This window comes from Pseudarthrobacter sp. RHLT3-21 (genome assembly GCF_059383495.1).
This window is the reverse complement of the sequence record NZ_JBWZCI010000001.1, coordinates 548,625-573,243: the sequence shown is the minus strand read 5'-3', so window position 1 is coordinate 573,243 and position 24,619 is coordinate 548,625. Positions and strand designations below refer to the sequence as shown.

General features: G+C 61.7%; 22 protein-coding genes. 9 read left to right on the top strand and 13 right to left on the bottom strand.

The genetic code is table 11. The features are described from left to right. Nucleotides 1–220 precede the first annotated feature (220 nt). The 5 genes from AC50YA_RS02720 to AC50YA_RS02700 all read right to left on the bottom strand — a co-directional run bounded on the left by AC50YA_RS02720 (nt 221) and on the right by AC50YA_RS02700 (nt 2,829). Nucleotides 221–604 carry a cupredoxin domain-containing protein gene (locus AC50YA_RS02720; protein WP_494980820.1) on the bottom strand — a complete coding sequence of 128 codons (384 nt, stop codon included), beginning with the start codon at nt 602–604 and terminating at the stop codon, nt 221–223. 192 nt (nt 605–796) lie between these two features. After that, the gene (locus tag AC50YA_RS02715) at nt 797–1,057 is read right to left on the bottom strand and encodes a type II toxin-antitoxin system RelE family toxin (RefSeq protein WP_494980819.1); all 261 of its coding nucleotides are present in this window, start codon (nt 1,055–1,057) and stop codon (nt 797–799) included. Next, nucleotides 1,054–1,302 (bottom strand): type II toxin-antitoxin system Phd/YefM family antitoxin, encoded by a 249-nt coding sequence (locus tag AC50YA_RS02710; RefSeq protein ID WP_494980818.1) that lies wholly within the window; start codon nt 1,300–1,302, stop codon nt 1,054–1,056. Before AC50YA_RS02710 ends, AC50YA_RS02715 begins: the two co-directional genes overlap by 4 nt. 167 nt (nt 1,303–1,469) lie before the next feature. Beyond that, the gene (locus tag AC50YA_RS02705) at nt 1,470–2,207 is read right to left on the bottom strand and encodes a VOC family protein (protein WP_494980817.1); all 738 of its coding nucleotides are present in this window, start codon (nt 2,205–2,207) and stop codon (nt 1,470–1,472) included. 208 nt (nt 2,208–2,415) lie between these two features. Then, complete coding sequence (locus AC50YA_RS02700; protein ID WP_494980816.1) at nt 2,416–2,829, bottom strand: hypothetical protein; 414 nt, start codon at nt 2,827–2,829, stop codon at nt 2,416–2,418. Between the two features lie 425 nt (nt 2,830–3,254). On the opposite strand from AC50YA_RS02700, the gene AC50YA_RS02695 reads away from it, so the two are divergent. The 4 genes from AC50YA_RS02695 (at nt 3,255) to AC50YA_RS02680 (ending at nt 5,765) form a co-directional block, all read left to right on the top strand. After that, nucleotides 3,255–3,593 (top strand): UBP-type zinc finger domain-containing protein, encoded by a 339-nt coding sequence (locus AC50YA_RS02695; protein WP_494980841.1) that lies wholly within the window; start codon nt 3,255–3,257, stop codon nt 3,591–3,593. A 133-nt stretch (nt 3,594–3,726) separates the two neighbouring features. Next, the gene (locus AC50YA_RS02690; protein ID WP_494980815.1) at nt 3,727–4,419 is read left to right on the top strand and encodes an MSMEG_4193 family putative phosphomutase; all 693 of its coding nucleotides are present in this window, start codon (nt 3,727–3,729) and stop codon (nt 4,417–4,419) included. A gap of 24 nt (nt 4,420–4,443) precedes the next feature. Then, entirely contained in the window at nt 4,444–4,998 is a 555-nt protein-coding gene (locus AC50YA_RS02685) for a DUF3090 domain-containing protein (protein WP_494980814.1), read from the top strand. After that, nucleotides 4,998–5,765, top strand: coding sequence for an SCO1664 family protein (locus tag AC50YA_RS02680; RefSeq protein ID WP_494980813.1), 768 nt, complete (start codon nt 4,998–5,000; stop codon nt 5,763–5,765). The genes AC50YA_RS02685 and AC50YA_RS02680 overlap by 1 nt, the downstream gene beginning before the upstream one ends. 783 nt (nt 5,766–6,548) lie before the next feature. Here the strand turns inward: AC50YA_RS02680 and AC50YA_RS02675 are convergent. From AC50YA_RS02675 to AC50YA_RS02660, 4 genes are all read right to left on the bottom strand, one after another. Next, nucleotides 6,549–6,860 carry a hypothetical protein gene (locus tag AC50YA_RS02675; protein ID WP_494980812.1) on the bottom strand — a complete coding sequence of 104 codons (312 nt, stop codon included), beginning with the start codon at nt 6,858–6,860 and terminating at the stop codon, nt 6,549–6,551. A gap of 116 nt (nt 6,861–6,976) precedes the next feature. Further along, on the bottom strand, nt 6,977–8,263 hold the full coding sequence (locus AC50YA_RS02670; protein ID WP_494980811.1) for a hypothetical protein: 1,287 nt from the start codon (nt 8,261–8,263) through the stop codon (nt 6,977–6,979). A gap of 123 nt (nt 8,264–8,386) precedes the next feature. Beyond that, the gene (locus AC50YA_RS02665) at nt 8,387–9,043 is read right to left on the bottom strand and encodes a DUF4352 domain-containing protein (protein ID WP_494980810.1); all 657 of its coding nucleotides are present in this window, start codon (nt 9,041–9,043) and stop codon (nt 8,387–8,389) included. 44 nt (nt 9,044–9,087) lie between these two features. After that, nucleotides 9,088–9,750 (bottom strand): Rv1352/Rv1906c domain-containing protein, encoded by a 663-nt coding sequence (locus AC50YA_RS02660; RefSeq protein ID WP_494980809.1) that lies wholly within the window; start codon nt 9,748–9,750, stop codon nt 9,088–9,090. Nucleotides 9,751–10,016: 266 nt separating this feature from the next. On the opposite strand from AC50YA_RS02660, the gene AC50YA_RS02655 reads away from it, so the two are divergent. From AC50YA_RS02655 to AC50YA_RS02635, 5 genes are all read left to right on the top strand, one after another. Next, complete coding sequence (locus AC50YA_RS02655) at nt 10,017–12,056, top strand: hypothetical protein (protein WP_494980808.1); 2,040 nt, start codon at nt 10,017–10,019, stop codon at nt 12,054–12,056. Further along, nucleotides 12,056–13,684 (top strand): class I SAM-dependent DNA methyltransferase, encoded by a 1,629-nt coding sequence (locus AC50YA_RS02650; RefSeq protein WP_494980807.1) that lies wholly within the window; start codon nt 12,056–12,058, stop codon nt 13,682–13,684. The genes AC50YA_RS02655 and AC50YA_RS02650 overlap by 1 nt, the downstream gene beginning before the upstream one ends. Beyond that, entirely contained in the window at nt 13,681–14,895 is a 1,215-nt protein-coding gene (locus AC50YA_RS02645; protein ID WP_494980806.1) for a restriction endonuclease subunit S, read from the top strand. The genes AC50YA_RS02650 and AC50YA_RS02645 overlap by 4 nt, the downstream gene beginning before the upstream one ends. Nucleotides 14,896–15,347: 452 nt before the next feature. Then, nucleotides 15,348–18,539 (top strand): type I restriction endonuclease subunit R, encoded by a 3,192-nt coding sequence (locus AC50YA_RS02640; protein ID WP_494980805.1) that lies wholly within the window; start codon nt 15,348–15,350, stop codon nt 18,537–18,539. A gap of 56 nt (nt 18,540–18,595) precedes the next feature. Next, on the top strand, nt 18,596–19,066 hold the full coding sequence (locus AC50YA_RS02635) for a hypothetical protein (protein ID WP_494980804.1): 471 nt from the start codon (nt 18,596–18,598) through the stop codon (nt 19,064–19,066). A gap of 222 nt (nt 19,067–19,288) precedes the next feature. Here the strand turns inward: AC50YA_RS02635 and AC50YA_RS02630 are convergent, their stop codons facing one another. From AC50YA_RS02630 to nrdI, 4 genes are all read right to left on the bottom strand, one after another. Next, nucleotides 19,289–20,302, bottom strand: coding sequence for a DUF6414 family protein (locus AC50YA_RS02630; protein ID WP_494980803.1), 1,014 nt, complete (start codon nt 20,300–20,302; stop codon nt 19,289–19,291). Between the two features lie 85 nt (nt 20,303–20,387). Then, nucleotides 20,388–21,362: a class 1b ribonucleoside-diphosphate reductase subunit beta gene (nrdF, locus tag AC50YA_RS02625; RefSeq protein ID WP_494980802.1), complete on the bottom strand. Its 975-nt coding sequence runs from the start codon at nt 21,360–21,362 to the stop codon at nt 20,388–20,390. A 580-nt stretch (nt 21,363–21,942) separates the two neighbouring features. Further along, nucleotides 21,943–24,063: a class 1b ribonucleoside-diphosphate reductase subunit alpha gene (gene nrdE / locus AC50YA_RS02620; RefSeq protein ID WP_494980840.1), complete on the bottom strand. Its 2,121-nt coding sequence runs from the start codon at nt 24,061–24,063 to the stop codon at nt 21,943–21,945. Nucleotides 24,064–24,128: 65 nt separating this feature from the next. Continuing rightward, entirely contained in the window at nt 24,129–24,602 is a 474-nt protein-coding gene (nrdI, locus tag AC50YA_RS02615; protein ID WP_494980801.1) for a class Ib ribonucleoside-diphosphate reductase assembly flavoprotein NrdI, read from the bottom strand. Nucleotides 24,603–24,619: the final 17 nt, after the last annotated feature.

Below are 24,619 nucleotides of genomic sequence, written 5' to 3'. Positions count from 1 at the left end.
TTGAACTCCTGGGTGAAACGCCGGCGTGCTGCAGTCATGCTGATCTCTACTTTCAGTAGACCCCCATTTTAAGAGGGCCCACTGTCCGAGAACTCCGCGGCAGCTCAGTTGCCCTGTCCGATTCCACCAGGCGAGGCCGCCTGGTAGCCGGGGGCCAGATAAATATGAACCCCCGCGTCGATGAACAAAGCCAGTGCTGTCAGTACCCTCACAGCCATGTTCATTTGACTATCAGCGTCCCGTGCATATTGGGGTGATAGGTGCAGTAGTAGGGGTAAGAGCCGGGTGCCGAGGGGGCCGTGAATGTGGCTGTCCCGCCATTTGCCCGGACATCCACGTCAAATACGTTGCCCTGCTCCGCGGTGACGGTATGGCCAGCTGAGTCCATATTGTTGACCGTGACCAAGGCGCCCGGCGCGACCGTCAGGGGCGCGCCGTACTCGAAGTTCTTGATGGTGATAGTTGGCGCTCCCGGCGTGACCGCTCCGGTCGTCGCTGTCCCCGGCCCGGGTGACGCCGCGGGACTTCCGCCGCCGGATCCGCAGCCGCCCAACAGGAGCGCCGCCGTCAGCAGCACTGCGGCCTTGGCCTGAATCGCTCTCACGGTGACCGTCCTAGACTCCCGGAAACCAGGGCCGGCCAGGCCCTGCCTGTCCCTACTATTGTGCGCGCATCAGACGGAAATGGCGCCTGCGGTTCGGTGGAGGGCGGCCGACGGCGGCGCTGCCGCAGGCGGCGCCGTGTCCTTCCCGGAGCGGCGGAGGCAGCTGAGCGGGACTATCGAATAGCCGACTGCCTACTTGCTGTAGACATCGCGCCGATGGCCAACGGTGACAACAACCACCAGCAGCACATCGTCCTGGATTGTATAAATGATCCGATAATCGCCGACCCGGACCCGAAATCCCGGACGTCCACGCAAGGCGATGGCCTTGGGCGGTCGCGGATCGGATCCTAAGAGTGCGATGGCGCCCTGGATACGATCGCGGTCGTTCGGATGGATCTGTCGAAGGGCCTGAAGGGCCGCAGGGCGCAGCTCAATCCGATAGCTGGTCATACCCAGCCAAGATCGACTTTCACCTGGGCCCAAGGGATATTTTCGCCCTCTTCGGCCATCGCCTGGTCGAAGGCTGCGATATCTTCGACTTCTTCCAGGGCGTCGAGCATTTGCTCGTAGCGCTCCGGGGACACGAGAACGGCTGCCCTTCGCCCCCTGCGCTCAATGAATACCGGCTCGGATTCAGCCACAGTGACGAGCTCCGGCAAATGCGATCGCGCGTCGGTGATGTTGATGGTGGACATTCTTCAAATGTACACCTGAGATCACCGAGTGTACATGCAAGCCCCGGTGCAATGCCCAAAAGGACAAACCCTCGGGAAATTCCGGAATCGCGGGCAACCTGCGCAACGGGCTCGCCGCGTTCGACCAGGCGGACAGCGCTTCGAATCTGACTGTCAGTGACCCTGCGTCAGCCCGGGGTGAGGACGCAGAAGTCGTTGCCCTCCGGGTCGGCGAGGCACACCCATGGCACGTCGCCCTGGCCGACGTCGGCGTCAGTGGCGCCCAGGGCCCGCAGCCGGGCCACTTCTGCCGCTTGGTCATCACCCGGGTACGGCATCAGGTCGAGATGGACACGGTTCCACACGGTCTCCACGCCAGACGTGCGAAGGAACTCCAGATACGGCCCGACTCCCGTGGCCGAACGCAGCCTGGCATGATCGTCGGTCACCTCGTGCAGGGTCCAGTCCGTAGCCTCGCCCCAGAACCGGGCCATGGCCCGCGGATCCGCGCAGTTGACCACCACCGTGGCGATCGGCCCGGTGTCCCGGTAGATCGGTCGCGGCTCCAGTACACAGAACACATTGCCCTCCGGGTCGGCCAGGACCGTCCACGGCACATCACCCTGGCCCACGTCGGCGGGCGTCGCGCCGAGTTCCAACAGGCGCGCGACCAGACCCGCCTTATGGGCCGCAGAGGTGGTAGCTAGATCGAGGTGCGCACGGTACTTCACTGTCTCGGGGTCCGGGACGGTGACGACATCGACGCAGACCGCGACCGGGTCCGGCCAGACGAAGCCCACGGGCTCAACATTGGTCACTCCGGGTCCCTCGCTGGAAACACCCCAGCCGAGGGCATCCGCCCAAAACCGGCCGAGAGCCGAGTCATCCCGAGCCTTGAAATTCACCTGAACAAGTCGGAGCGCCATACCACCCGACCCTATACCGAAGACCCAGCCTGTGCCGTGCGCTTCGTTTTCCGCGAAGTCGGAAGCGGCGGAGTCAGGACCTGAGCATGATGGAGTAGAAGATTGCCCCGACGCCGCCTACGTGGACGCGGTGGCCGCTGTCCAAATGGCACGCAGGGCTACCGCTGCGAACAGGATCACGATGGCACCCCTCTATCGGCACTCATGGTCAAGGCCTGGTGTCGGGAAGGAGCCCTCCTATGAGTCCCGCCAGGGCTGCCGGCAAGGCGATAAGACCGGCGATCTGTGGAGTCAGAGACGGGGGCGTCACGATCATGGTCGCGAAGCCCACCAGCGCTGCCGGCGAGGCAACACAGATCGTCACCCAAAGCGGGTTGCCTCGGACCTGCGACCATATTGCTGCTGCAAGCGATAAGGCAGACCCGGCGAGCATGAACAGCCTGCCAACCCGCAACCGCTCGATGAACTCCGGGACCGGCGTGTAGACGAAGAATGCCGTCCGTTCCAGGGCAATCCCTGTGACGACGATGGAGACAACGACCAAGGCCGCCCAGGGCAGTGATCTTGCCCTCCACCAAGGGAGGACGACGTAGCGTTCGTTGCCGTTCTGCGAACTCGTCACAGGGCGAGCCTAGCGGGCCTCTCAGCTTCACGCAGCCCTCAGCGCATTCTCCTCGCCCGCCAGCCCGCCCGCCGGCCACGGGAGTCGACGTGACTCATCTCCAAGAATGCGCCGAGAGGTCGGGTCTGGGGTAGCAATCAGCATGATCGGAACCGAGTAATCCATGGCCGCCGTCTTTCCGGTTCAATGGTTCGGTGGCGCTCACGATACTCGCGCTGAGACATTGGGGACAAGGGGTGCTCGTTGCCTCCTGAAACGTCGTTCGGTCGGAGTTGTAGCTGGCCCCGGTTGTCGCGCCGAGTCTGTCATTCCAAGAGCGCGGAGATTCTGCCAGAATAGCTCCCGACTGTGGGCAAGCGGGATGACCTGAGCAGAACCGGAGCGATGGAAATGGAAGAGCCCATGGAGGATCGCCCTATTCCGGAATCAGTCTCACCGCCACACCCAGTGGAACAGGGTGTCTGGAATGCCTCAGCGGCGACGGCCCAGGATGGTGGCTGCATCTTCGACGCTGCGCCCAATGCGGCCACATCGGATGCTGCGATGCATCACCCTCACAGCATGCCAGTGCCCACGCGCGCACCGCCGGCCACCCCGTCATGAGATCCTTTGAACCTGGGGAGAACTGGTTCTACGAACACACAACAAAGAGGTTCTTCCGGGGTCCGCGGCTTCCGGATCCTCAGTCCAGACCAACGGAGCAACCGGCGCCTGCACCGGCGGACAAGGTACCGGCGGACTGGCGCGAGCGCATACATCGGTAACCGGCGAATCCAGAACCAACCGCACTGACGCCGGGATTCGGTGAAGGATGAACGGTGTGCCTGGCTCCCGGCAAAAGTAAACTTCCAAAGTGTGCGTAAACACAGCCGGCGAGCGAATGGTTAGGCTGGGTGGATGGCGACAGTTATTCTCGTGCGGCACGGCCGCACCACAGCCAATGCCACTGGACTGCTGGCCGGTCGGGCCGCCGGTGTCAGCCTGGACCAGATCGGGCGCGAGCAGGCGGCTTTGACCGGAGAGCGGCTCGCGACCGTGCCTGTAGTTGGGGTGGTATCGAGCCCTCTCGAACGTTGTCAGCAGACCGCCCAAGTCATCCTTGATCGCCAAGCTGGCACTCCGTACGCGCCGTTGGAATCCGACATTACCGAGTGCGATTACGGCCAGTGGCAGGGCCGCACGCTCAGTGATCTCGCAACCGAAGATCTGTGGTCGGCTGTGCAATCGCAGCCGTCCGCCGTCACCTTTCCCGGCGGTGAATCCATGGCGGCGATGCAGACTCGGGCTGTAGCAGCAATTCGACGCCACGATGCAGCCTTCGAAGCCGAGTACGGGCCAGGAGCCATATGGGTGGCAGTGAGTCACGGGGACGTCATCAAATCAGTCGTCGCCGACTCGCTCGGCATGCACCTGGACCTGTTCCAACGCATTAACATAGGCCCTGCCTCCGTATCGATCGTGCGCTACGGAGCCAGTCGGCCGAGCGTCTACGCGATCAACACCGACGCGGGGGATCTGTCGTGGCTGTCGAACGGCATCCACTCCGGCGACGCGCCGGTGGGCGGCGGTGCAGGGCATAGGGCGCCATGAAGCTCATATGCCTAAAATGCTCATATGCCTACACGTGTTCATGAGTTTGCCTGGCCTGATCGGGTCGTCGTTGGCACCATTGGCCTTCCGGGGGCACGCACGTTCTACCTGCAGGTGCGGTCGGGGACTCAGATCGTAAGTATCGCCATGGAGAAGCAGCAGTCGGCTCTGCTCGCCGACAAAATCGACGATATTCTGGACCACCTTCTCACCGTCGAGGGCAACCCCCACAGCGTTCCCACCAGCACCCCCATTGAATTGGTTGACATTGACCAGCTCGAGGCCGTTCAGGAGCAGTTTCGGACCGGCGCCATGAGTTTAGGTTGGGACCCGACGACGGCGCAGGTGGTGATAGAGGCCTACCCGATCACCGATGTCGACGCTGATGGCAACGACGGGTCGCTTGATGAGGACGACGCTGACGTGCCCGAAATGCTGCAGGTACGGATGCCGGTTGGCACCGCCCGCGCATTCGCTAAGCGCACGCGTGAGGTTGTGGGCGCCGGGCGTCCCGCGTGCCCGCTCTGCGGTTACCCCGTAGACGCCGACGGGCACGTTTGCACTCGGCCCGAGGCCTGATGCCGGCGCCCGACCTGTCTACGGCCGAGCTGACGCTCACTGGGCGCATAACGACGGCGTCGAACGCCACCTTCCTGGGCAGCATCGGGGACACGACAGTCGTCTATAAGCCGATAGCCGGGGAGAAACCGCTGTGGGATTTTCCCGACAGCTTCCTTGCCCACCGGGAGGTTGCCGCCTACCTGGTTTCGGAGGTCCTCGGCTGGAACGTGGTGCCACGCACCTGGCTGCGCGATGGTCCGTTCGGCGAAGGGATGGTGCAGCTGTGGCAGGAGTCAGACCCCGACCAGAACCCGGTGGACCTCGTTGCATCGGACGACGTGCCGGAGATCGGCTGGAAACACGTCCTCGAGGGTCAGGATGAGAATGGACGGATGGTCGCCCTCATACACGAGGACTCTCCGGCGCTCAGACGCATAGCGGTGTTCGACGTCGTATTGAACAACGCGGACCGCAAAGGCGATCACATCCTTGCCATGACGGACGGACACCGGCACGGCGTGGATCACGGGCTTACCTTTCACCGTGATCACAAGCTGCGCACGGTGCTGTGGGGGTGGCTGGGAGACGCTCTGACCGTCGAGGAACTTGCGGGCATCGATCGTGTCAGCGAAGGACTGGACGGTGAGCTGGGCCGAAACCTGGCGGACCTGCTCAGCGCCGATGAAATTGCGTCAGTCGCCGCGCGCTGCGCCCGGTTGCGCTTGGCGCGTCGGTTCCCGGCTCCGAGCGGTGAGATGTCGGCGGTGCCCTGGCCGCTGTTCTAAGGGAATCACGGCTACGGGCTTCGCAGCATGCTCCACGTTGAAGGCCGGAACGGTTACCGTGCAGGACTTGCGGAGGCTGCAGAAACGGCAGCACTTTGAAAAGGTTCAATGTCCGAAATCAGTGGCATGTGGTCGCTGAACTGCAGCCAGTCCTCGTGCCGGCCGATCTCGAGGGACGCTGATGCGCCGCGGAGGAAGGCGTAGTCAATAGTCCGTGAAGGTTGTCGACCAACAGGGAATGGTTTCGTCCCGGGTGTTCCCTGTCCCAGATGGTGTTGCTGTTGAAGTCGCCGATAAGCAGAGAAGGTGCCGACGTCAGGAAATCAGCGTTGTGGGAGCGGCCAGTGTAACCCGTGACGCGGAAGCCTTTGTGAGGGTTGGATCCGACCCAGGCTTTGAACGGAGCATCCGTTTCAGCGATATGTCTCCGCGAAACCTCCTGTAGAACGGCGACGTCGGGCTGAAGCGCCTCTACCAGCCAGCGCTTCTTTGCATAACCTATGGCACAATTCCAGCGACCACTCCACTACGATGCCCACGTCTGGAAGCTTTGCCGCACCGCCGTTTATGCGCGGTCCATTCTGTACACTTTGGGGTTTTTATCTCAGCTCCTCAGGGCGAAAAATGTCGCGGTCTGAGACGTGCCGCCAGATCACGTGGTCTAGCATCCGCGGCTCAATAAGGTACATTTCTGCAACCCGCGATGTGCTCTGCCGTCGACGAAGTAGTGCCCTTTTCGCTGTCTCACAGCACGACTAGGAGCAGGCAGGTCCCGCGACCGAATCAAGGGATGTCGTGCTCGCCCACTTCGCCGCGCCTCTGCGCAACTTTCATGGCGACTCGCACCGCTTTGACCCGGATGTAGTTGAACGTCACGACAACTTGTCCCGGCGACGTGTCCTTCTTCTCCAGGGACCACCTGACCAGGCGGTCGTACTCCTCACGCTCCTCGATGTCCTCCGGCAGGGAGCTTTCGGGCAGGGAAGCCATGTAGGCGTCGGCCAAGCTGTGGCAGTGCTCCCCCGTGTATTGGTCCTTTACAAAGCCTGCCTCCATGGCTGCGGCGAGTTCTGCACTGTAAGCCTTGGCGTCCATTTAATACTCCCCTATTGAAACCTGCGAACCACGGCCAGGGCAGGCAAATCGAGCGGGCGTCCCTGCCATATGGCCCCTTATGCCCCAGTCGTAGTACCTGATGCCCCGCTTCGGTCCTACTCTGACGCTTTTTCCGGTACTTCGGTGGTGCCGCGCTTCTTCGACTTGAACAAACCAGCAACCCGTCCACCCGCTGCATCAGCGGCACCGGCCAGGGCACCGCCGAGGCCTTTGACCGCTGCGAGCGCCTGCGGCTCATCCGCAATTCCGTCTCCGTCAATGTCTACGCTGCGAAACGGCCGGGACACCACGGCGGCGGCGCTCGCTACTCCCGAGCCGACTGTGACGGCACCCATAGCTACTCCCCCGCCAACGGTGCTTGCAGTATCGGAAATCCAGGTTCCCGTCGACTTCGCAGCCTCCTCCAGAGCGGCGAGTGCCCGGTTGGGCTCGGCTTCCCCGTCATCGGCGTCAGCCTTCGCCTTCTCGTGAAGGGCTAGATGTGCGGGAAACTTGTCCGGGGCCTCCGGGAACGCGGCTCGGGCCGCGACGACGACGTCGCGTCCGAACACAAAACGGCTAACTCCTCCCGTCAGCGCACCCACTCCATATTCGATCGCCGACTGTTGCTTTCCGCTCAAAGTCTCACGCACAGTGTCCAACTGACCCGATTGAATGGTTCGGACGAGACTTTGTGCTGCCCCACTAGGCAGAGTGTCCGAGAGGGTGGTCGCCCAGTGGGACCAGTCACCGCTGCCGGCGGCAATTTTGTGGCCAACACCCACCACACCTTCAGGGGATGATTTCGCAACATCCGTGGCCATGACGGCGATCTGCTGCTGACTAACGCGGTCGTTGGTCAGTCCGTAAACCAGGGCATGAGCCTGATCTTGGTCAAGGTCCATCCCGTGAATGTCGGCGAGGGCCAGCCCGAAGACCGCCGTGATCTCGAATTGGAGTTGCTGATCCCCTGCAGGAAGGAGCGCCGCGACCCGCTGGGCGCCGGTCTTTGCCGCCCCCATTGCTACGTTCTTCGCAGCCAACTTGGCGGCTTCCCTTGCGGTGACCTTTGCAGCTTCCTGAACGGTCTTCTTGGCGGCCTGTTTGCCCGCGGTTTTTAGGCCGGCGGCGGCCACACCGCCGCCTGGAATCAGAGCGATTCCCACTTCTACGGCGATAGAACCAGCAGCGATGGCGGCGCCTGCGGCGCTGATCGAAGTGCTGTAGTGGCGCTCCAGCAGCTTGATCACTTCTGCCGGCGTCGCCTCGGGATTCCGGCGACGGACCCTCATGACGTACTTGCGCGCAATCGAGTGACGAGCACTGACGGCCTTCGCTATGTCAGAGTCGGCCTCTTCGTCGTCTAGCTGTGCCTCCAGCGTGACAGCTTCGCTCTCGGTCATTATGTAGTCCCCTCTAAACCACAGGCTCGGCGACGTCATCAGTGTCCCGCATGAGGCGGTAAGACTATGTGCGCCACGCTGCACCACTCTCGGCTAGCAGCGTGGCCCGGATTTGTACTGCGCCTACCCCGGGATCTGGATCCGCGCCGCTTCCTGCATCAGCGGATCGGAGATCATCACGGTCGCCGCGCCGGGAGCCATGTCGAACGCGATAAACCCACGGGACTTGTCACCCGGCAGGACGTCACCGGAGCCCAGCTGGTTATCGGCAAACATACTGAGGTCTGCCTTCCGGCCGCTGGCATCCTTGGCCGAGAAGTAGAAGGGGTTCGAGCTCGTCTTTCCGGCCTCGGTCTCCCACAGCACGTCCAGGAGCAGGTACGTTCCGTTCTTCGGCGGCGACGCGAAGGCGGTGGTGGTCACTGTGTCGGTCCGCACAGCGGAAACGATCGTGATCCTGGCGACGTCGCCATTGCGCATTTTCACGGTGAAGGGTGTCCCCACCGTCGGTCCCGTCGGAGCAGCAGGTGCCGGGGCGGCCGACGGCGGTGCTGCCGCAGGCTGCGCCGCTGCCTCGGCCGGAGCCTGGGAGGCAGCAGCAGAAGCGATGGGACTGGAGTCCGCCACCGGCTTGGTGCCGCTGGAGCACGAGCCCATGACGATACCCAGCAGCAGGACGCCAGCCGGAATCACAAAGCGCTTCTTCTTGTAAAACGGGCGCTTGGCTGTGGCCGTAGCAACCGGCACGGACGGGAGGGAATCAAAGTTCTGGTGAGACATGGTGGTGGTGCCTTTCGAGAGTGCGTTGGGTGATGCTGCAGGTGCTATTGCTTTTCCCATTTGCCGCAGCGGGTTGAATTGAAGTCCTGGCCCGGAGAGAGCGTGACCACAGGTCGGCCACCGCCGGGGATATCGTTTTCGATGATGTCGCCGCCGTTGCTGCCGCTGCGGTAAATCCCCCAGTAGCAGGTGGATCCCACCGCCGCGCCGGCACGGTAGGTTCCGGGTTCGATGTCGGTCCCCACGGTCCAGGTGCCGTCGCTGACGGTGTTGGCAGCCTTCGCCTTCTCGGCCCCGGTCACTGCCTCTTCCCTGGCCTTGACGGCGGCTTCGGCAGTCTTGACAGCAGCGTCGGCCTTGCCCACTTCGGTCTCCCGTGCGGAAACCTTGGATTCACGGGCTGTGATGCGGCCCTGAAGGCTGTCGTGCTTGCCCTTCACGGACGTGTAACTAGACAGTGCGGCGTCGCGCTCGATCTCGACCGCTGCTTTCTCGTCCGCCAGCGCCGTGTATGCATCGCTGGCCTTCGGGTCAGGAAGAACGGTTCCGAATGCCACTCCGCCGGCAAGAAGTACGACGGCGGCTGTCGCCAGTAGGATGCGCTTCTTACGGCTGGACTTCGCGGCCGGAGCGGGTTGCTCCTCGGCTGCCTCAGGAGCAGTCTGGCCTTCAGGCATTTGCGCCTGGCCAGCGTCAGTGTTCAACATGTTCTCTTCCTTTGTTTGTGGATGACCGCTAAACGGCGGCGGGATACTGATCCCCCAATACGCGGTTCCCCGCCGCCGTCGCAGCTCCGGAAGATTGCTTCGTGGCTGCAGAATGAACTTACGATCGGATCGAGCCAAAAACTCTCGATGCAGTGATAACCCGGGTTATCAGTTGAAAACTTAGAATGTCTGCCGCCGCTACTAAGCTGATGGGACGATCACGACTGAAGGGGGCAGCCATGGAGACATTCACGGAAACATTGCGTATGACTCTCTCCGATGTCGCCTCGCTTGCCCAGGTTCAGCGCCCCGTCGTTTCCATGTGGCGCAAGCGCAGCAGCGGAGGCCCGCTACCGTTCCCGACGGCATCCACTGCGCGAGCCAACGGCGTAGAGCTGTTCGACGCCGATGATGTGACCGCTTGGCTGCAGGCCACGGGCCGGGGGAACAACTCGGAGGCTCGGAACGACGTCGCGGTTTTCGCGAGACTGGCGGCCCCGTCAGCTGAAGCACCGCGGGACAGCCGGCAGACCTTCGATGGCCTGACCGCTCTTCTCACCCTCAAGGTCATTACGGGGCAGGCCGTGGGCGGAAGTACTGCAACGGATCTGTTCGACGCCGCAGATGAAGCGGATCCTGACGATGTGTTCATCTACTCCGAACTGGAGGCCCTCGGCTCGGCGCTTTCGGGACTGGCCAGCTTCGCCGACCGGTTGGCGGACAGTGCGTTCAGCGCGCCGGCGGCCTTCGAAAAACTGCTCGCCCACCGGTTCAAGGAGGGGCTGCGAGAGCAATCGGACACCGCGCTGACAGGCGACGCACTACAGCTCGTGGGCGCAACTGCCATGGAACTGGCATCCACCCTGGACAGCAGGCTGCTATTCGTCGACTCGACGCCCGGCGGGAGCGACGTGATGCTGAGCATCGTCGAGCAATTCGGAGAGTCGCGGCCCATCACTCTCCTGGCAGCCGACCACCATGGCAGCGCGTCGCGACTGGCCCGCCGTCGTCTGGCAGTGCATGGCACGGACAGCAGCCCCGTGAAGATCGACGCCAAGGGAGCCTTCGCGGTCAGCGGCCCTGCGGTGCACGTGGCGCAATACCCCGCTCCGGGCAATCCAGCTTTGGACACCACTGGCATCCTGAACAGCATCGAGAACATCGTCCTGCAAATGGACGACAGTCAGCGCGCCGTTGTCATCGCGCCTGCCCGGGTATTGTGCGACGCTCTCGCTGGAGAGGGCGGCAACCTGCGCTCAGACCTGTTGCGCTCGGGCAGAGTTCGTGCCATCGTCCGCCTCCAGCCGGGGCTTCTTCGTGCCAAGCCCCGGGAGCCGCAGGCCCTCTGGGTGCTGGGGCCGTCCTTCGCTGATGTGCCGATTGCGGAGCGCTGGACAAGCGTGGCAGACCTGAGCACCACCCCGCTCACCCTGGATGTCAGCCAGGACCTGATCAGCGACGTCGTCGCCTCCATGGGCGATCGCGCCACCATCCGCGCTCACTCGTTCAGGTTCACCCGGCTGGTACAGACCCGCGTCCTACTTGCCGGCAAGGGTTCCCTCGTGAACGGTTTGCCTGCCAGAAGTTCGACGGCGGTAGGCAGCGCCGAGGCTACACTTCGGGTCGAGGAACTCGTACGTCTCCTGTCGCTCCGAACCTCCACGCCGGCGGCGCTGCCCGGCGTTCAGCCGGCCGCGCCCGGCACCGTGCCGAGACCGGGCTCAATTCAGGAACTGCTCAACTCAGGAAACCTCAAATACCTCAAAGGCATGAGGATCGACGAAACCGACCTCGGACGAAAGGCCGGAAGCAGGATCCTCGGCCGCGAGGAACTGATGGATCCCGACAACACCGAACCACGGTTCATCACGCTCCTCGACTTCGCGGCCAAGTACCCGGCCGGGCGCCTCACCGAACCTGGTGATGTGGTCTTCTGTACCAGCCCGCGGCCCGCAGCGATGGTCGATGCGGAGGGCGGCGCCGTCGTCGTCTTCCCTGCCCGGATCCTGAGAATCGACCGAGGTGACCCCGGCGGTCTGGTACCGGACGTTGTTGCCGCTGACATCAGCAGCCGACCGCCAGCGGATAAGACATGGCGGAACTGGCGGTTCCGCCGCGCACCGGAAGTTCAACGCCAGCCGCTCTCCAACGCGTTAGCCAGGCTGCAACACGAGCAGGCTGAAGCCCGTCAACGCCTCAACCGACTGGAAGAACTCGCTACGCTGATTACGGACGGCGTAGCGGGCGGAAGCCTTACCCTGACAGACCCCATCTCCATCGCCGCACCAGCAGAAGGAACCGCATAATGCCTCCGAAATTGAAGGTGGACCTCGCCCCGTCCACCATGAAGGAACTGAAAGACACTCTCTGGAAGGCTGCCGACAAGCTCCGCGGCTCAATGGATGCATCACAGTACAAGGACGTGATCCTGGGGCTGGTCTTCCTGAAATACGTATCGGACGCGTTCGAGGAACGGCGCGGGCAGATCCAGGCCGAGCTGGAGGCCGACGGGCTCAACGAAGAGCAGATCGCCCAGCTCATCGACGACGTGGACGAGTATACCGGCCGCGGCGTGTTCTGGGTGTCGCCCCGGGCACGCTGGACCTACCTGGCAGAGAATGCCAAGGGCCTGGACGCCATCGACGGCGCCGAGCCCAAGTCCATTGGACTGCTCATTGATGAGGCCATGGACCTGACCATGGCCGACAACAAGAGCCTGGCTGCAACGCTCCCCCGCATCTACAACCGGGACAACGTGGACCAGCGCCGCCTGGGCGAGCTGCTGGACCTGTTCAACTCCGCACGTTTCACCGGCCAAGGCGCCAGCAAGGCCCGCGACCTGCTCGGCGAGGTGTACGAGTACTTCCTGGAGAAGTTCGCCAAGGCCGAGGGCAAGCGTGGCGGCGAGTTCTACACTCCTGCCGGCGTGGTCCGGGTCCTGGTGGAGGTCCTGGAACCGCACAGCGGCCGGGTCTACGATCCCTGCTGCGGCTCAGGCGGCATGTTCGTCCAGGCCGAAAAGTTCCTTGCGGCGCACAACATGGAGGGCTCGGACATCTCCGTCTACGGACAGGAACTCAACGAGCGCACCTGGCGGATGGCCAAGATGAACCTCGCCATCCACGGCCTGAACGCCAACCTGGCCTCGCGCTGGGGCGACACGTTCGCCCGCGACCAGCACCCGGAGCTGAGCGGCAACAACGGCGCGGACTTCATCATGGCCAACCCGCCCTTCAACATCAAGGATTGGGCCCGCTCTGAGTCGGACCCGCGCTGGAAGTACGGCGTGCCCCCGGCCGGCAACGCCAACTATGCCTGGATTCAGCACATCATCTCCAAGCTGGCGCCCGGCGGAAGCGCCGGCGTGGTCATGGCCAACGGCTCCATGTCCTCCAACTCCGGCGGCGAGGGCGAGATCCGCGCCCAGCTGGTGGAGGCCGACCTCGTTTCCTGCATGGTCGCGCTGCCCACGCAGCTCTTCCGCAGCACCGGCATCCCGGTGTGCACCTGGTTCTTCGCCAAGGACAAGACAGCCGGTCCGCGCGGCTCCGTTGACCGCACGGGGCAGGTGCTCTTCATCGACGCCCGTAACCTGGGATACATGGTGGACCGCGCCGAGCGCGCCCTGTCCGACGAGGACATCGCCAAAATCGCCAACACCTTCCACGCCTGGCGCGGCACAGCTTCCGCTGTTGAGGCAAGTCTGACGTACGACAATGAAGCCGGCTTCTGCTACTCGGCGACACTCGCCGAAATCAAGGCTGCGGACTACGCACTGACGCCGGGCCGGTACGTTGGCGCGGCGGATGTTGAGGACGACGGCGAGCCGATCGAGGAGAAGATCGCGCGGCTTTCGAAGGAGCTATTTGAGCGGTTCGACGAGTCTGAGCGGCTGGCGGCGGTTGTGCGCGAGCAGTTGGGGCGGGTGTCGTGAACTCCCCGCACGTCGAATTCTTTAGCAGTGCGCCATTGCGGATGATCGACGGAGATCGAGGAAAGAACTATCCCAATGGAACCGATTTTTCGGCGGACGGAGACTGTCTTTTTCTTAGTGCCCGAAACGTGACTAAATCCGGCTTCATGTTCAAAGAGACTTCCTTTATCTCGGCAGACAAAGACGCCTCCCTCCGCGCTGGGAAGGTTCGTCGTGGTGACGTGGTCATCACCACGCGGGGCACCGTGGGCAACGTGGCATATTTCGACGATTCAGTCCCATTCGACAGCCTGCGTATCAATTCCGGAATGCTCATTCTTCGGACCGACGAATCACTCCTCGACTCTCGCTATCTGTACCACTTTGTACGGTCGCATTCCTTCGTCGCGCAGATCGAGTCGCTTACGTCCGGGAGCGCGCAACCACAACTTCCAGTTCGCGATCTAGGCAATGTCACGATCCCTATTCCCAGCATGCAAGAGCAACGAGCGATTGCGGAGGTGCTGGGCGCCCTAGACGACAAGATCGCGGCCAACATTAAAATTGCAGAAACGGCAAGCACACTGGCTGGCTTGATGTATGACCGTTCCGCTGCCCAATTCGACATACGGCCCATGAGCGGAGTCTTGACCCCCGTACTAGGGGGAACTCCGCCGCGATCTCGCTCGGACTTCTGGGGCGGAAACCAGTTCTGGGCGTCAGCTAAGGACATTACTGGCGCCGGTTTTGGGGTCGTATTTTCCACCGAGGAGATGATCACAGAAGCCGCAGTAATAGGCACGAAGGCGAAGCCATTGCCTAGTGGAAGCGTCATCCTCACGGCACGAGGAACAGTGGGCGCGGTAGCCAGGCTCGCCTCTCCCGCGTCATTCAATCAGTCGTGCTATGGGTTCATTCCGGGTGACGTCCCGCCCGGCGTCCTTTACTTCGCTCTCACGCGGGCAATGCTAAGGGCGAAGGACATAGCCCATGGCTCGGTATTCGACACCATAACGATGAAGACTTTCGACCATTTGGGATTCCCAAGTTTCGATTCTGCTGCATTGCTGACAACAGAATCCGAAATCGCCCCTCTGCTCGAAACAGTCGCGACAGCCGTGCACGAAAACAGTGCACTCGCCTCTGTCCGCGATGAACTCCTCCCCCAGTTCATGTCAGGCAAACTTAAGGTCAGAGACGCGCAGGCTGCATTGGAGAACGCCGGGGTTTGAACGCACAACGCCTTGCAACACTGCCAAGACGGGCGAGGCCAATCGGGCAAGTGCCGCTTGCACAATTGACGCCGGGCCGCTCCGCAATGATGCAAGGGCCTTGCACGAGTTGGGGCCGGACCCGATTGAATCTTGCAAGCGGCATTTGCAGGTTTAACCGGGACCGAGGTCGTCCAATATTGCAACAGGCTGTTGCAATATTCTTCGACGACCCGCAAACTCTGCACGTCCGTCAGCGGGAAACAGGGTTATAGAGGATAGGGCCATATTTGTGCAGCAGGCGGCTGCACAAATGCTTTGAACCCAGCGCCAATGTTGCAGACACCGTCTGCAACGTCAATTTCGATCCAAATGCTCCCAGCGGGCTAGGCAAACCAACAGCCATGGAATATAGGGCTGGCCGACTTGGCGCCTGAGTAAGCTGAACAGCAAACAACATTGGGGGAATCACCGTGACAACAGCACCAGCAGTAGCCTTTTCCGAAGCCGACTGGGAAGGGGCCGCAAAGGAGCGGCTCGGCGAACTGGACTGGAAGCCGTTCGAAGGCCAGACAATCGCACCCGGCACTGGGGAACGCGATTCCTGGGCCGAGCTGCTTATCCGGCCGCGGCTCCTCGCGTCCCTCCAGCGCTTCAACCCGACGGTCCCGGCCCAATACCTGCAGCAGGCACTGTCGGAAATCGCGGCACCCAAATCCAACGACGCTCTCGCCGAGAATCACCGGATCCATAACTGCCTCGTGGACGGCTACCGGCTGACCTATATCGACTCCGACGGCAACGAAGCCAACCCCACCATCAGGCTCGTCAGCCACGAGCCGGACCAGAACGACTGGCTCGCCGTCAACCAGGTCACGCTGGTGGAGGGCGACTACAAGCGGCGATTCGACGTTGTTCTCTATTGCAACGGCATGCCCGTGAGCATCATCGAGCTAAAGAAGGCGGGCAGCGCCCACGCCGATCTTCCCGGCGCCCACGCCCAGCTCCAGACCTATCTTCGCGAATTCCCGATGGCGTTCCGCTTCTGCGTGTTCACGCTCGCCTCGGACGGCATCCAGGCCAAGTACGGAACGCCGTTTACAGCCTTTAACCACTTCTCACCCTGGAACGTGGACGACGACGGTGTGCCCGTCCCTCAGGGCTTCATGCTCGACGGCGACGCCGTCACCGCTTTGGATACCGCACTGGATGGCCTCTACAACCAGGAGCGCTTCCTCCAGTTGACCCGCAACTTCACCGCCTTCGACCAGGGCTCGGGTGGGCTGGCCAAACGCATCGCCAAGCCGCACCAGTACTACGCCGTGACCAAGGCAGTTGCCAGCACTATCCAGGCGGTGGAAAGCAACGGCAAGGCCGGCGTAGTCTGGCACACTCAGGGTTCGGGCAAGTCCATGGAAATGGAACTGTACGCCAACATGGTGGCCCGTCAGCCAAAGTTGAAGAACCCAACTGTCGTGGTCATTACTGACCGGAACGAGCTGGACGGCCAACTCTTCGAAGGCTTCGACCGCAGTCTGCTCCTCGCGGAGTCGCCGAAGCAGATCAAACGCCGATCCGAACTGCGCGACGAGCTGAGTAACAGGACCACGGGCGGCATCTACTTCACCACGCTGCAGAAGTTCGGTCGCAGCAAGTCCGAGAAAGACGCCGGCGCCGACCACCCTTTGTTGTCCGACCGGCGCAATATCATCGTCGTAGTAGACGAAGCACACCGCTCGCACTACGACGATCTGGATGGCTACGCCCGCCATCTGCGGGACGCACTCCCCCATGCCACCCTGATTGCCTTCACCGGAACGCCCATTTCCTTTGACGACCGGAACACCCAGGATGTTTTCGGCGACTACATCGACATCTATGACCTGTCCCGGGCGGTGGACGATGGCGCCACGGTTCCCGTCTACTTCGAGCCGAGGCTGATCAAGGTGGGGCTGGCCTCCGATATCACCGAGGATGACCTGGACAAGGCCGCCGACGAAGTGACGCTTGGGCTCGACGACACCGAGCGGGCGCGCATCGAGGCGAGCGTCGCCGTCGTCAACGCTGTTTATGGTGCGCCGCAGCGTATCGCGGCGCTGGCCGCGGACCTGGTGGCGCACTGGGAGAACCGGCGTGACCGGATGGGCAAGTTCATCGAGGCGCCGGGCAAGGCCATGATCGTGGGCGGGACGCGGGAGATCTGCGCGAAGCTGTACTCCGCAATTGTGGAGCTGCGGCCCGACTGGCATTCGGACGACCTCTCCAAGGGCAAGATCAAAGTGGTGTACTCGGGCGATGCGACTGATGTGCCGCCCGTTTCCGACCACGTGCGGCGGGACTCTCTGAATGCTCAGGTGAAAGAGCGGCTCAAAAACGTGGACGACGAGCTGGAGCTTGTGATCGTCAAGGACATGATGCTCACCGGCTACGATTCCCCACCCCTGCACACGCTGTACCTGGACCGGCCGCTCAAGGGCGCGCTGCTGATGCAGACTCTGGCACGCGTGAACCGCACGTTCCGCGGCAAGGAGGACGGTCTGTTGGTGGCCTACGCCCCGCTGGCCGAAAATCTGGCCAAGGCATTGGGCGAATACACGCAGTCTGACCGGGCGAACAAGCCCGTGGGCAAGAATATCGACGAGGCCATTGGTTTGACCCTGTCCCTGGTAGAGTCCTTGCGTTCCTTGCTGGCCGGTTACGACTGGAAGTCCGTTTTGATGAAGGGCGGGCCCAAGGCATTCCTGAATGCCGTCACCGGCGCGGTCAGTTATTTGCGCAGCCCGGGTTCGCCCGGTAACCAGCCGGCTGACGGGGAAGAGTCGCTTGCCGCGAAGTACCGCAAGTTCTCCAGCCAGTTATCCCGTGCGTGGGCGCTGTGCTCGGGCTCCGAGACACTGGCTGAGCTGCGTCCCGAGATCCAGGTCTACGAGGAGATCCGCGTCTGGATGGCGAAGTACGACGCTGCCGACCGGCAGGCCAGCGGCGAGCCAGTTCCTGAGGAGATTCAGCGCCTGCTCGGGAACCTGATTGCTTCGGCGACGTCCTCCGGCGAGGTGCTCGACATCTACGAGGCAGCCGGCATGCCCAAGCCATCTCTGGATGACTTGACTCCGGAGTTCATCGCGAAGACTCAGAAGGCGCGAAACCCGCAGCTGGCCATCGAGGCGTTACGGAAGCTGATTGCTGATGAGTCCGCCGCATCCACGCGGAACAACGTGATCCGGCAGCGGGCGTTCTCCGAGCGGATCACCGAGCTGATGAAGAAGTACACGAACCAGCAACTGACGTCCGCCGAGGTCATTGCAGAGCTGGTGGAGCTGGCGCGTGAGGTGGCCGCGGAAGGTAAACGCGGCCAGCAGTTCACTCCCCCGCTTAATTCCGATGAGCTTGCCTTCTACGATGCTGTGGCCCAGAACGAGTCGGCGGTGGAGGTTCAGGGCGAAGGCGTCCTGGCTGACATTGCCCGCGAGCTGGTGGCCGTGATGCGGCGGGACGTCCGGACGGACTGGACCGTGCGCGACGATGTTCGTGCGAAACTTCGGTCTTCTATCAAGCGGCTCTTGGTCAGGTTCGGATACCCGCCTGACAAGCAGCCCGAGGCGATCAAGCTGGTCATGGAACAGATGGAATCGATGGCGCCGCGGTTTGCTGAGGCACGGACTTAGGCCAAGAGATTTCCGCCATCAGGCGGTTGCAAAAATATCAAAATGAAAATGGGGAAATGACTACATTCGAAGCATCCAATGCAAGCGTAGATCCGGACGTTCCGCCGACGCAGGACCAAGAAACACAGCTGAAGACCAAACGGCTGAAACTAGCGAAGCTCCGGTCGGCCAACGGTGCCCGAATCATTCTGGGCGCGGTCCTCGGGCTCCTGCTGATCATCACATGGTTCACCAGCAACCCCTCGTTGAGCGGCAGCGGCCCGTCCGACTGGAAGTCGGAGCTCAGCGCAGCCGATCTAAAGAACACCATGAACAACGGTGAGACAAAGGGGGCCCCGCAGCAAACAGTTGTCAACGGGTGGTACGCCAATGACATCGCGGCCGTCACTGCTGCGCAGAACACCTACATGGCCGCGAGTTCCGCGCGGAACGGGACGCTGCTAGCTCTCATTGGCCTCGGGGTAGCTGGCGAGCTGATAATTCGCGGCGCAGAGCGGGCCAGGAGCAGGGGGCACGTTGCTTCTTGAACGTCTAGAAGGACGAAACCTTGTGCACGAAATTTGATGCCTCCGCGGGCCCACGTCACCAGACAATGAGGCCAGCACTAGCCAATGGTCCAAGGCGACCAAACAGTCATATCGAGCAAGGTGGTTGTAAGGGCCGCCTTCAGTGACACACGGGCGGCCGTCTGCCTCCCGGGCAATGACGCGTCCGCCGTGTCACCAGCTCTCATCCTCGTCCCGAGAAAGCTAGATATAGATTGCCATGGGAAGAACCTGGATCGCAGGGCCCGTAACTATGGCTGATGCGGCCGCGCCTTCGGGTCTCATCGAAGTAAAACCATCAACGACGGATTGAGCTAATTCCGGACTAGCAGCACCGAGGATGGTCCGGCGCGACAGGTTTATTGTCTCGTCTTCGTCCAAAGCTCGCGTCACCTTACCGATGACAGTGAACTCGCCGGACTTGAGATACTCATTCGTTGCCGAAGTATAGAAGTCTGATGAAACGGTAAGAACGGCAGAAAGGCCATTGGGAGTCTCAAGCAAGAGGTCGTGGACATGAGATGCACGGACATCGGCAGCCATCTTCACGACGAGCGCCGCGGCGCCACTGTCCACCCCCGCTTCATCTTCCTTGTTGGATGTCTTAGCAGCACTCGCTTTCACCTGAGGATTACCCGAGCGGTTCGCTTTGGAGGCCGCAACCTTCACTACCGACTTCGCCTCCTGCTGGGCTGTGAGGTACCCGAGCAGGGAGTCAGCAAAGAGAAGAACGTCTTCAAACGGATTGCCGAGATAGCGCCCTTTGACTTCAATCAGTTGGCCACTGGACAGGTTCTCAATGTCCGGGGCACCCTGAACCGACAGTATTTGCCCATCTTCGCGGAGGTAGCGGTACAAAGCATTGAAGAGACTAGCCGCCGTATGGTGGCGGCTAGTCTTGACCTCGCTACTGGCGTCATCACGACTCTGCGTAGAGCCATCTCCGCCCAGATCAGCTTCCAAAATCGCCGGCAAGTTAAATTTGAATCCTGCGCGCGCTTTCAATACACGCTCTTTTGATCCAGCCTCTTTGGTGGTCGCTTCCTCAAATGTGGACACCCCGCCTTCAAGGTGCGCGAGGAAGCTCACCATCATCGGCGTGTCAAGGTACAGCGGATGATGAAGGAAGTATGGAGGTTCTTCAGCCTCACCTAGCTGCATTGTTCGATTTCCTCTCACAGAATGGCGGTCACCCACAGCAACCATCGGGATCTTCATTTTGTCATCGTCACTTGTGCCTCCACTTGCTAGTGGAACCAACTGTCGGTCCGACGATGGCCCACCACGTCGAAGAAGAAGAAGACTAGAAGTCCCAGTCGTCATCCTCAGTATTGACGGCCTTACCGATCACGTACGAGGAACCTGACCCCGAGAAGAAGTCATGGTTCTCGTCAGCATTCGGCGACAGGGCAGACAGAATGGCCGGGTTTACGTCGGTGACGGAAGCCGGGAACATGGCCTCGTAGCCCAGGTTCATCAGCGCCTTGTTAGCGTTGTAGTGCAAGAACTTCTTGACGTCCTCGGCCAGGCCAACGGAGTCGTAGAGGTCGTGCGTGTACTGGACCTCGTTCTCGTACAGTTCGAAGAGGAGTTCGAACGTGTAGTCCTTGATCTCCTGCTTGCGCTCCTCGGACAGACCCTCCAGGCCCTTCTGGAACTTGTAGCCGATGTAGTAGCCGTGCACGGCTTCGTCACGGATGATCAGGCGGATCAGGTCGGCCGTGTTCGTCAGCTTGGCCCGTGAGGACCAGTACATCGGCAAGTAGAAGCCCGAGTAGAACAGGAAGGACTCCAGCAGCGTGGAGGCAACCTTGCGCTTCAGGGGATCGTCGCCCTGGTAGTAGTCCATGACGATCTGGGCCTTTTTCTGAAGGTTCACGTTCTCAGTGGACCAGCGGAATGCCTCGTCGATCTCCTTGGTGGAGGCCAGCGTGGAGAAGATCGAGGAGTAGCTCTTGGCGTGCACAGACTCCATGAACGCAATGTTCGTGTAGACGGCTTCCTCGTGGGGGGTGATCGCGTCCGGAATCAGCGAAACCGCACCGACGGTGCCCTGGATGGTGTCCAGCAGGGTCAGGCCCGTGAACACGCGCATGGTGAGCTGCTGCTCGTCCGAGGTCAGCGTGGCCCACGACTGGACGTCATTGGACAGCGGGATCTTCTCCGGCAGCCAGAAGTTATTGACCAGGCGGTTCCAGACGTCCACATCCTTGTCGTCCTGGATACGGTTCCAGTTGATCGCTTCAACATGGCTCAGTAACTTGAGCTTCTCGGTCAATTTGCGTCCTCCGCCTGATTGCTGTTCCACGGGGAGCAACCCGCCGTGCCTGTTTCAATTCTAGATGGCCGTGTGGGCGCCCAGGCTTGGGCGCCCACACAGCCACAGTCGAGCTCTTAGACCCACTGCCTAATCGTCTGCGCCGGACTCCGCCTAGCGGCAGTGTCGGTCACGAACCTGCCCGTGTCCGCGGAGCGGTTCACAAGCCGTGAGTTCGATGTGCCTGAACCCACAAACTCCACCGTCGTCGTACTGGGACGGCGCTGCGCCGTCGCCATGGGGATGAATGCGCCGGTCTTTGCGTCACGTGCAATTTTCTGAGGCACTGGTGCCCCTTTCTGCCGAATGCTCGGCTGTTGATTTCGTAGCTGACCTTGTGGGCAGCTACGGAATCCCGCGTGGGAAGTTGGACTTTCGTCCGCGTGCCCTGATACATTCGACCTTCCAGAGATTCAATTTGGAACGTCTCGTGCGCGAGATTCTTGAAGGGCCGTGTTAGAGCACGGCCCTTCAAGCCTTTAAGACGGGTTCACTACGAGGGGCGTTTTGCCGCCGTCGTAAATCAACCGATTTCGGTTGATTACAACATACATGAGACGCAATTTTCCACCTCAGTTCCCTCCAGCGCGAGCTGGCGGAGACGGATGTAGTAGATGGTCTTGATGCCCTTCTTCCAGGCGTAGATCTGGGCCCGGTTGATATCGCGCGTGGTAGCGGTGTCCTTGAAGAACAGCGTCAGGGACAGGCCCTGGTCCACGTGCTGGGTGGCGGCGGCGTAGGTGTCGATGACCTTCTCGTAGCCGAGCTCGTACGCGTCCTGGTAGTACTCCAGGTTGTCGTTCGTCAGGTACGGAGCCGGGTAGTACACGCGGCCCAGCTTGCCTTCCTTGCGGATCTCGATCTTGGACGCCACCGGGTGGATCGAGGAGGTGGAGTTATTGATGTAGGAGATCGAACCCGTCGGCGGCACGGCCTGCAGGTTCTGGTTGTAGATGCCGTGCTCCATGACGGAAGCCTTCAGCTCGCGCCAGTCATCCTGGGTGGGGATGTGGATGTTCTTGAACAGCTCCGCAACCTTCTCGGTCTGCGGCACCCACTCCTGCTCCGTGTACTTGTCGAAGAACTCGCCCGACGCGTACTTGGACTTCTCGAAGCCACCGAAGGTCTGCCCGGTCTGGATGGACAGCAGGTTGGAGGCGCGGACCGCGTGGTACACCACCGAGTAGAAGTAGATGTTGGTGAAGTCCAGGCCCTCTTCGGAACCGTAATGGACCCGCTCGCGGGCCAGGTAGCCGTGCAGGTTCATCTGGCCCAGGCCGATGGCGTGGGACTGATCGTTGCCGCGGGCGATGGACGGCACCGAGGTGATGTTGGACATGTCCGAGACTGCCGAGAGGGACCGGATGGCCGTCTCGATGGTCAGGCCGAAGTCCGGGCTGTCCATGGCTTTGGCGATGTTCAGCGAACCCAGGTTGCAGGAGATGTCCTTGCCGGTCTGGTCGTAGGACAGGTCATCGTGGTACGTGGTGGGCTGGGAAACCTGGAGGATCTCCGAGCACAGGTTGGACATGATGATCTTGCCGTCGATCGGGTTTTCCCGGTTCACGGTGTCTTCGAACATGATGTACGGGTAGCCGGATTCGAACTGGATCTCGGCGAGGGTCTGGAAGAACTCGCGCGCCTTGATCTTGGTCTTCTTGATCCGGGAATCGTCCACCATCTCGTAGTACTTCTCGGTGACCGAGACGTCAGAGAACGGCATGCCGTAGACCCGTTCGACGTCGTACGGGGAGAACAGGTACATGTCCTCGTCCTTCTTGGCCAGCTCGAACGTGATGTCCGGGATGACAACGCCCAGCGAGAGGGTCTTGATGCGGATCTTCTCATCCGCGTTCTCGCGCTTGGTGTCCAGGAAGCGGTAGATGTCCGGGTGGTGCGCGTGCAGGTACACCGCACCGGCACCCTGGCGGGCACCGAGCTGGTTGGCGTAGGAGAAGCTGTCCTCGAGGAGCTTCATCACGGGGATAACGCCGGAGGACTGGTTCTCGATCTGCTTGATCGGGGCGCCGACTTCGCGGATGTTGGTCAGCGCGAACGCCACACCGCCGCCGCGCTTGGACAGCTGCAGCGCCGAGTTGATGGACCGGCCGATCGATTCCATGTTGTCTTCGATGCGGAGCAGGAAGCAGGAGACCAGCTCGCCACGCTGGCGTTTGCCGGCGTTGAGGAAGGTCGGGGTGGCCGGCTGGAAGCGGCCTTCGATGATCTCGTCCACCATCTGCAGGGCGAGCTTTTCGTCACCGCGGGCCAGGTGCAGGGCCACCATGCAGACGCGGTCCTCGTAGCGCTCCAGGAATCGATTGCCGTCGAACGTCTTCAGCGTGTAGGACGTGTAGAACTTGAACGCGCCCAGGAAGGTTTCGAAACGGAACTTCTTCTTGTACGCGCGGTTGTAGAGCTCGCGGATGAAGTTCATCGTGTACTGGTCAAGGGTTTCGCGCTCGTAGTACTGGTTCTTCACCAGGTAATCGAGCTTCTCTTCCAGATCATGGAAAAAGACGGTGTTGTTGTTCACGTGCTGCAGGAAGTACTGGTGCGCAGCCTCGCGGTCGGCCTCGAACTGGATCTCTCCGTTGGGGCCGTACAGGTTCAGCATGGCGTTGAGCTCGTGATAGCCCAGCCCCTTATAGGCGGCCGGCATCTCGGGCTTTTCGGCGGCGGCACTCCGCTTTTCGGCAGCGGCGGTGCCCTGGCCTTCGGCCCTGGTTACTTCTGTGTCTGCGACAGTCGTGTCCAAAACGTGTCCAATCCATTGTGTACGCGGGCGACGTCTTCTGGCGTGCCCATAAGTTCAAATCTGTAAAGCCGGGGGACGCTGCATTTGGCGGCAATGATGTCCGCTGCCATGCAGTAGTTGTCCCCGAAGTTTGTGTTGCCTGCACCGATAACCCCACGGATCAGTTGCCTGTTCTGCGGGTTGTTCAGAAAGCGGATCACCTGCTTGGGCACGGAGCCCTCTCCCCCGGTGCCCCCGTAGGTCGGCACCACCAGCACGTATGGCCGGGTGGCGAGAAGGGGTGCATCCGTTGCATGGAGCGGGATCCGTGCCAGCTCACGTCCGAGCTTCGCGACAAAGCGGCTGGTGTTCTCGGAGGTGGAGGAAAAGTAGATGAGCTGGCTCTGCGTGGTGACAGGCGGCAACGGGGCCACCTGGGCCCTGGCTACTGCCAGTGCTGACACGGGAGTCACCTCATGTG

Coding starts and splice junctions, on each gene's coding strand:
- AC50YA_RS02715 (WP_494980819.1), bottom strand. CDS start 1,057: ATGACCAGCTATCGGATTGAGCTGCGCCCTGCGGCCCTTCAGGCCCTT.
- AC50YA_RS02710 (WP_494980818.1), bottom strand. CDS start 1,302: ATGTCCACCATCAACATCACCGACGCGCGATCGCATTTGCCGGAGCTC.
- AC50YA_RS02705 (WP_494980817.1), bottom strand. CDS start 2,207: ATGGCGCTCCGACTTGTTCAGGTGAATTTCAAGGCTCGGGATGACTCG.
- AC50YA_RS02690 (WP_494980815.1), top strand. CDS start 3,727: ATGGCGACAGTTATTCTCGTGCGGCACGGCCGCACCACAGCCAATGCC.
- AC50YA_RS02685 (WP_494980814.1), top strand. CDS start 4,444: ATGCCTACACGTGTTCATGAGTTTGCCTGGCCTGATCGGGTCGTCGTT.
- AC50YA_RS02680 (WP_494980813.1), top strand. CDS start 4,998: ATGCCGGCGCCCGACCTGTCTACGGCCGAGCTGACGCTCACTGGGCGC.
- AC50YA_RS02675 (WP_494980812.1), bottom strand. CDS start 6,860: ATGGACGCCAAGGCTTACAGTGCAGAACTCGCCGCAGCCATGGAGGCA.
- AC50YA_RS02670 (WP_494980811.1), bottom strand. CDS start 8,263: ATGACCGAGAGCGAAGCTGTCACGCTGGAGGCACAGCTAGACGACGAA.
- AC50YA_RS02665 (WP_494980810.1), bottom strand. CDS start 9,043: ATGTCTCACCAGAACTTTGATTCCCTCCCGTCCGTGCCGGTTGCTACG.
- AC50YA_RS02660 (WP_494980809.1), bottom strand. CDS start 9,750: ATGTTGAACACTGACGCTGGCCAGGCGCAAATGCCTGAAGGCCAGACT.
- AC50YA_RS02655 (WP_494980808.1), top strand. CDS start 10,017: ATGACTCTCTCCGATGTCGCCTCGCTTGCCCAGGTTCAGCGCCCCGTC.
- AC50YA_RS02650 (WP_494980807.1), top strand. CDS start 12,056: ATGCCTCCGAAATTGAAGGTGGACCTCGCCCCGTCCACCATGAAGGAA.
- AC50YA_RS02635 (WP_494980804.1), top strand. CDS start 18,596: ATGACTACATTCGAAGCATCCAATGCAAGCGTAGATCCGGACGTTCCG.
- AC50YA_RS02630 (WP_494980803.1), bottom strand. CDS start 20,302: ATGAAGATCCCGATGGTTGCTGTGGGTGACCGCCATTCTGTGAGAGGA.
- nrdE (WP_494980840.1), bottom strand. CDS start 24,063: ATGCCGGCCGCCTATAAGGGGCTGGGCTATCACGAGCTCAACGCCATG.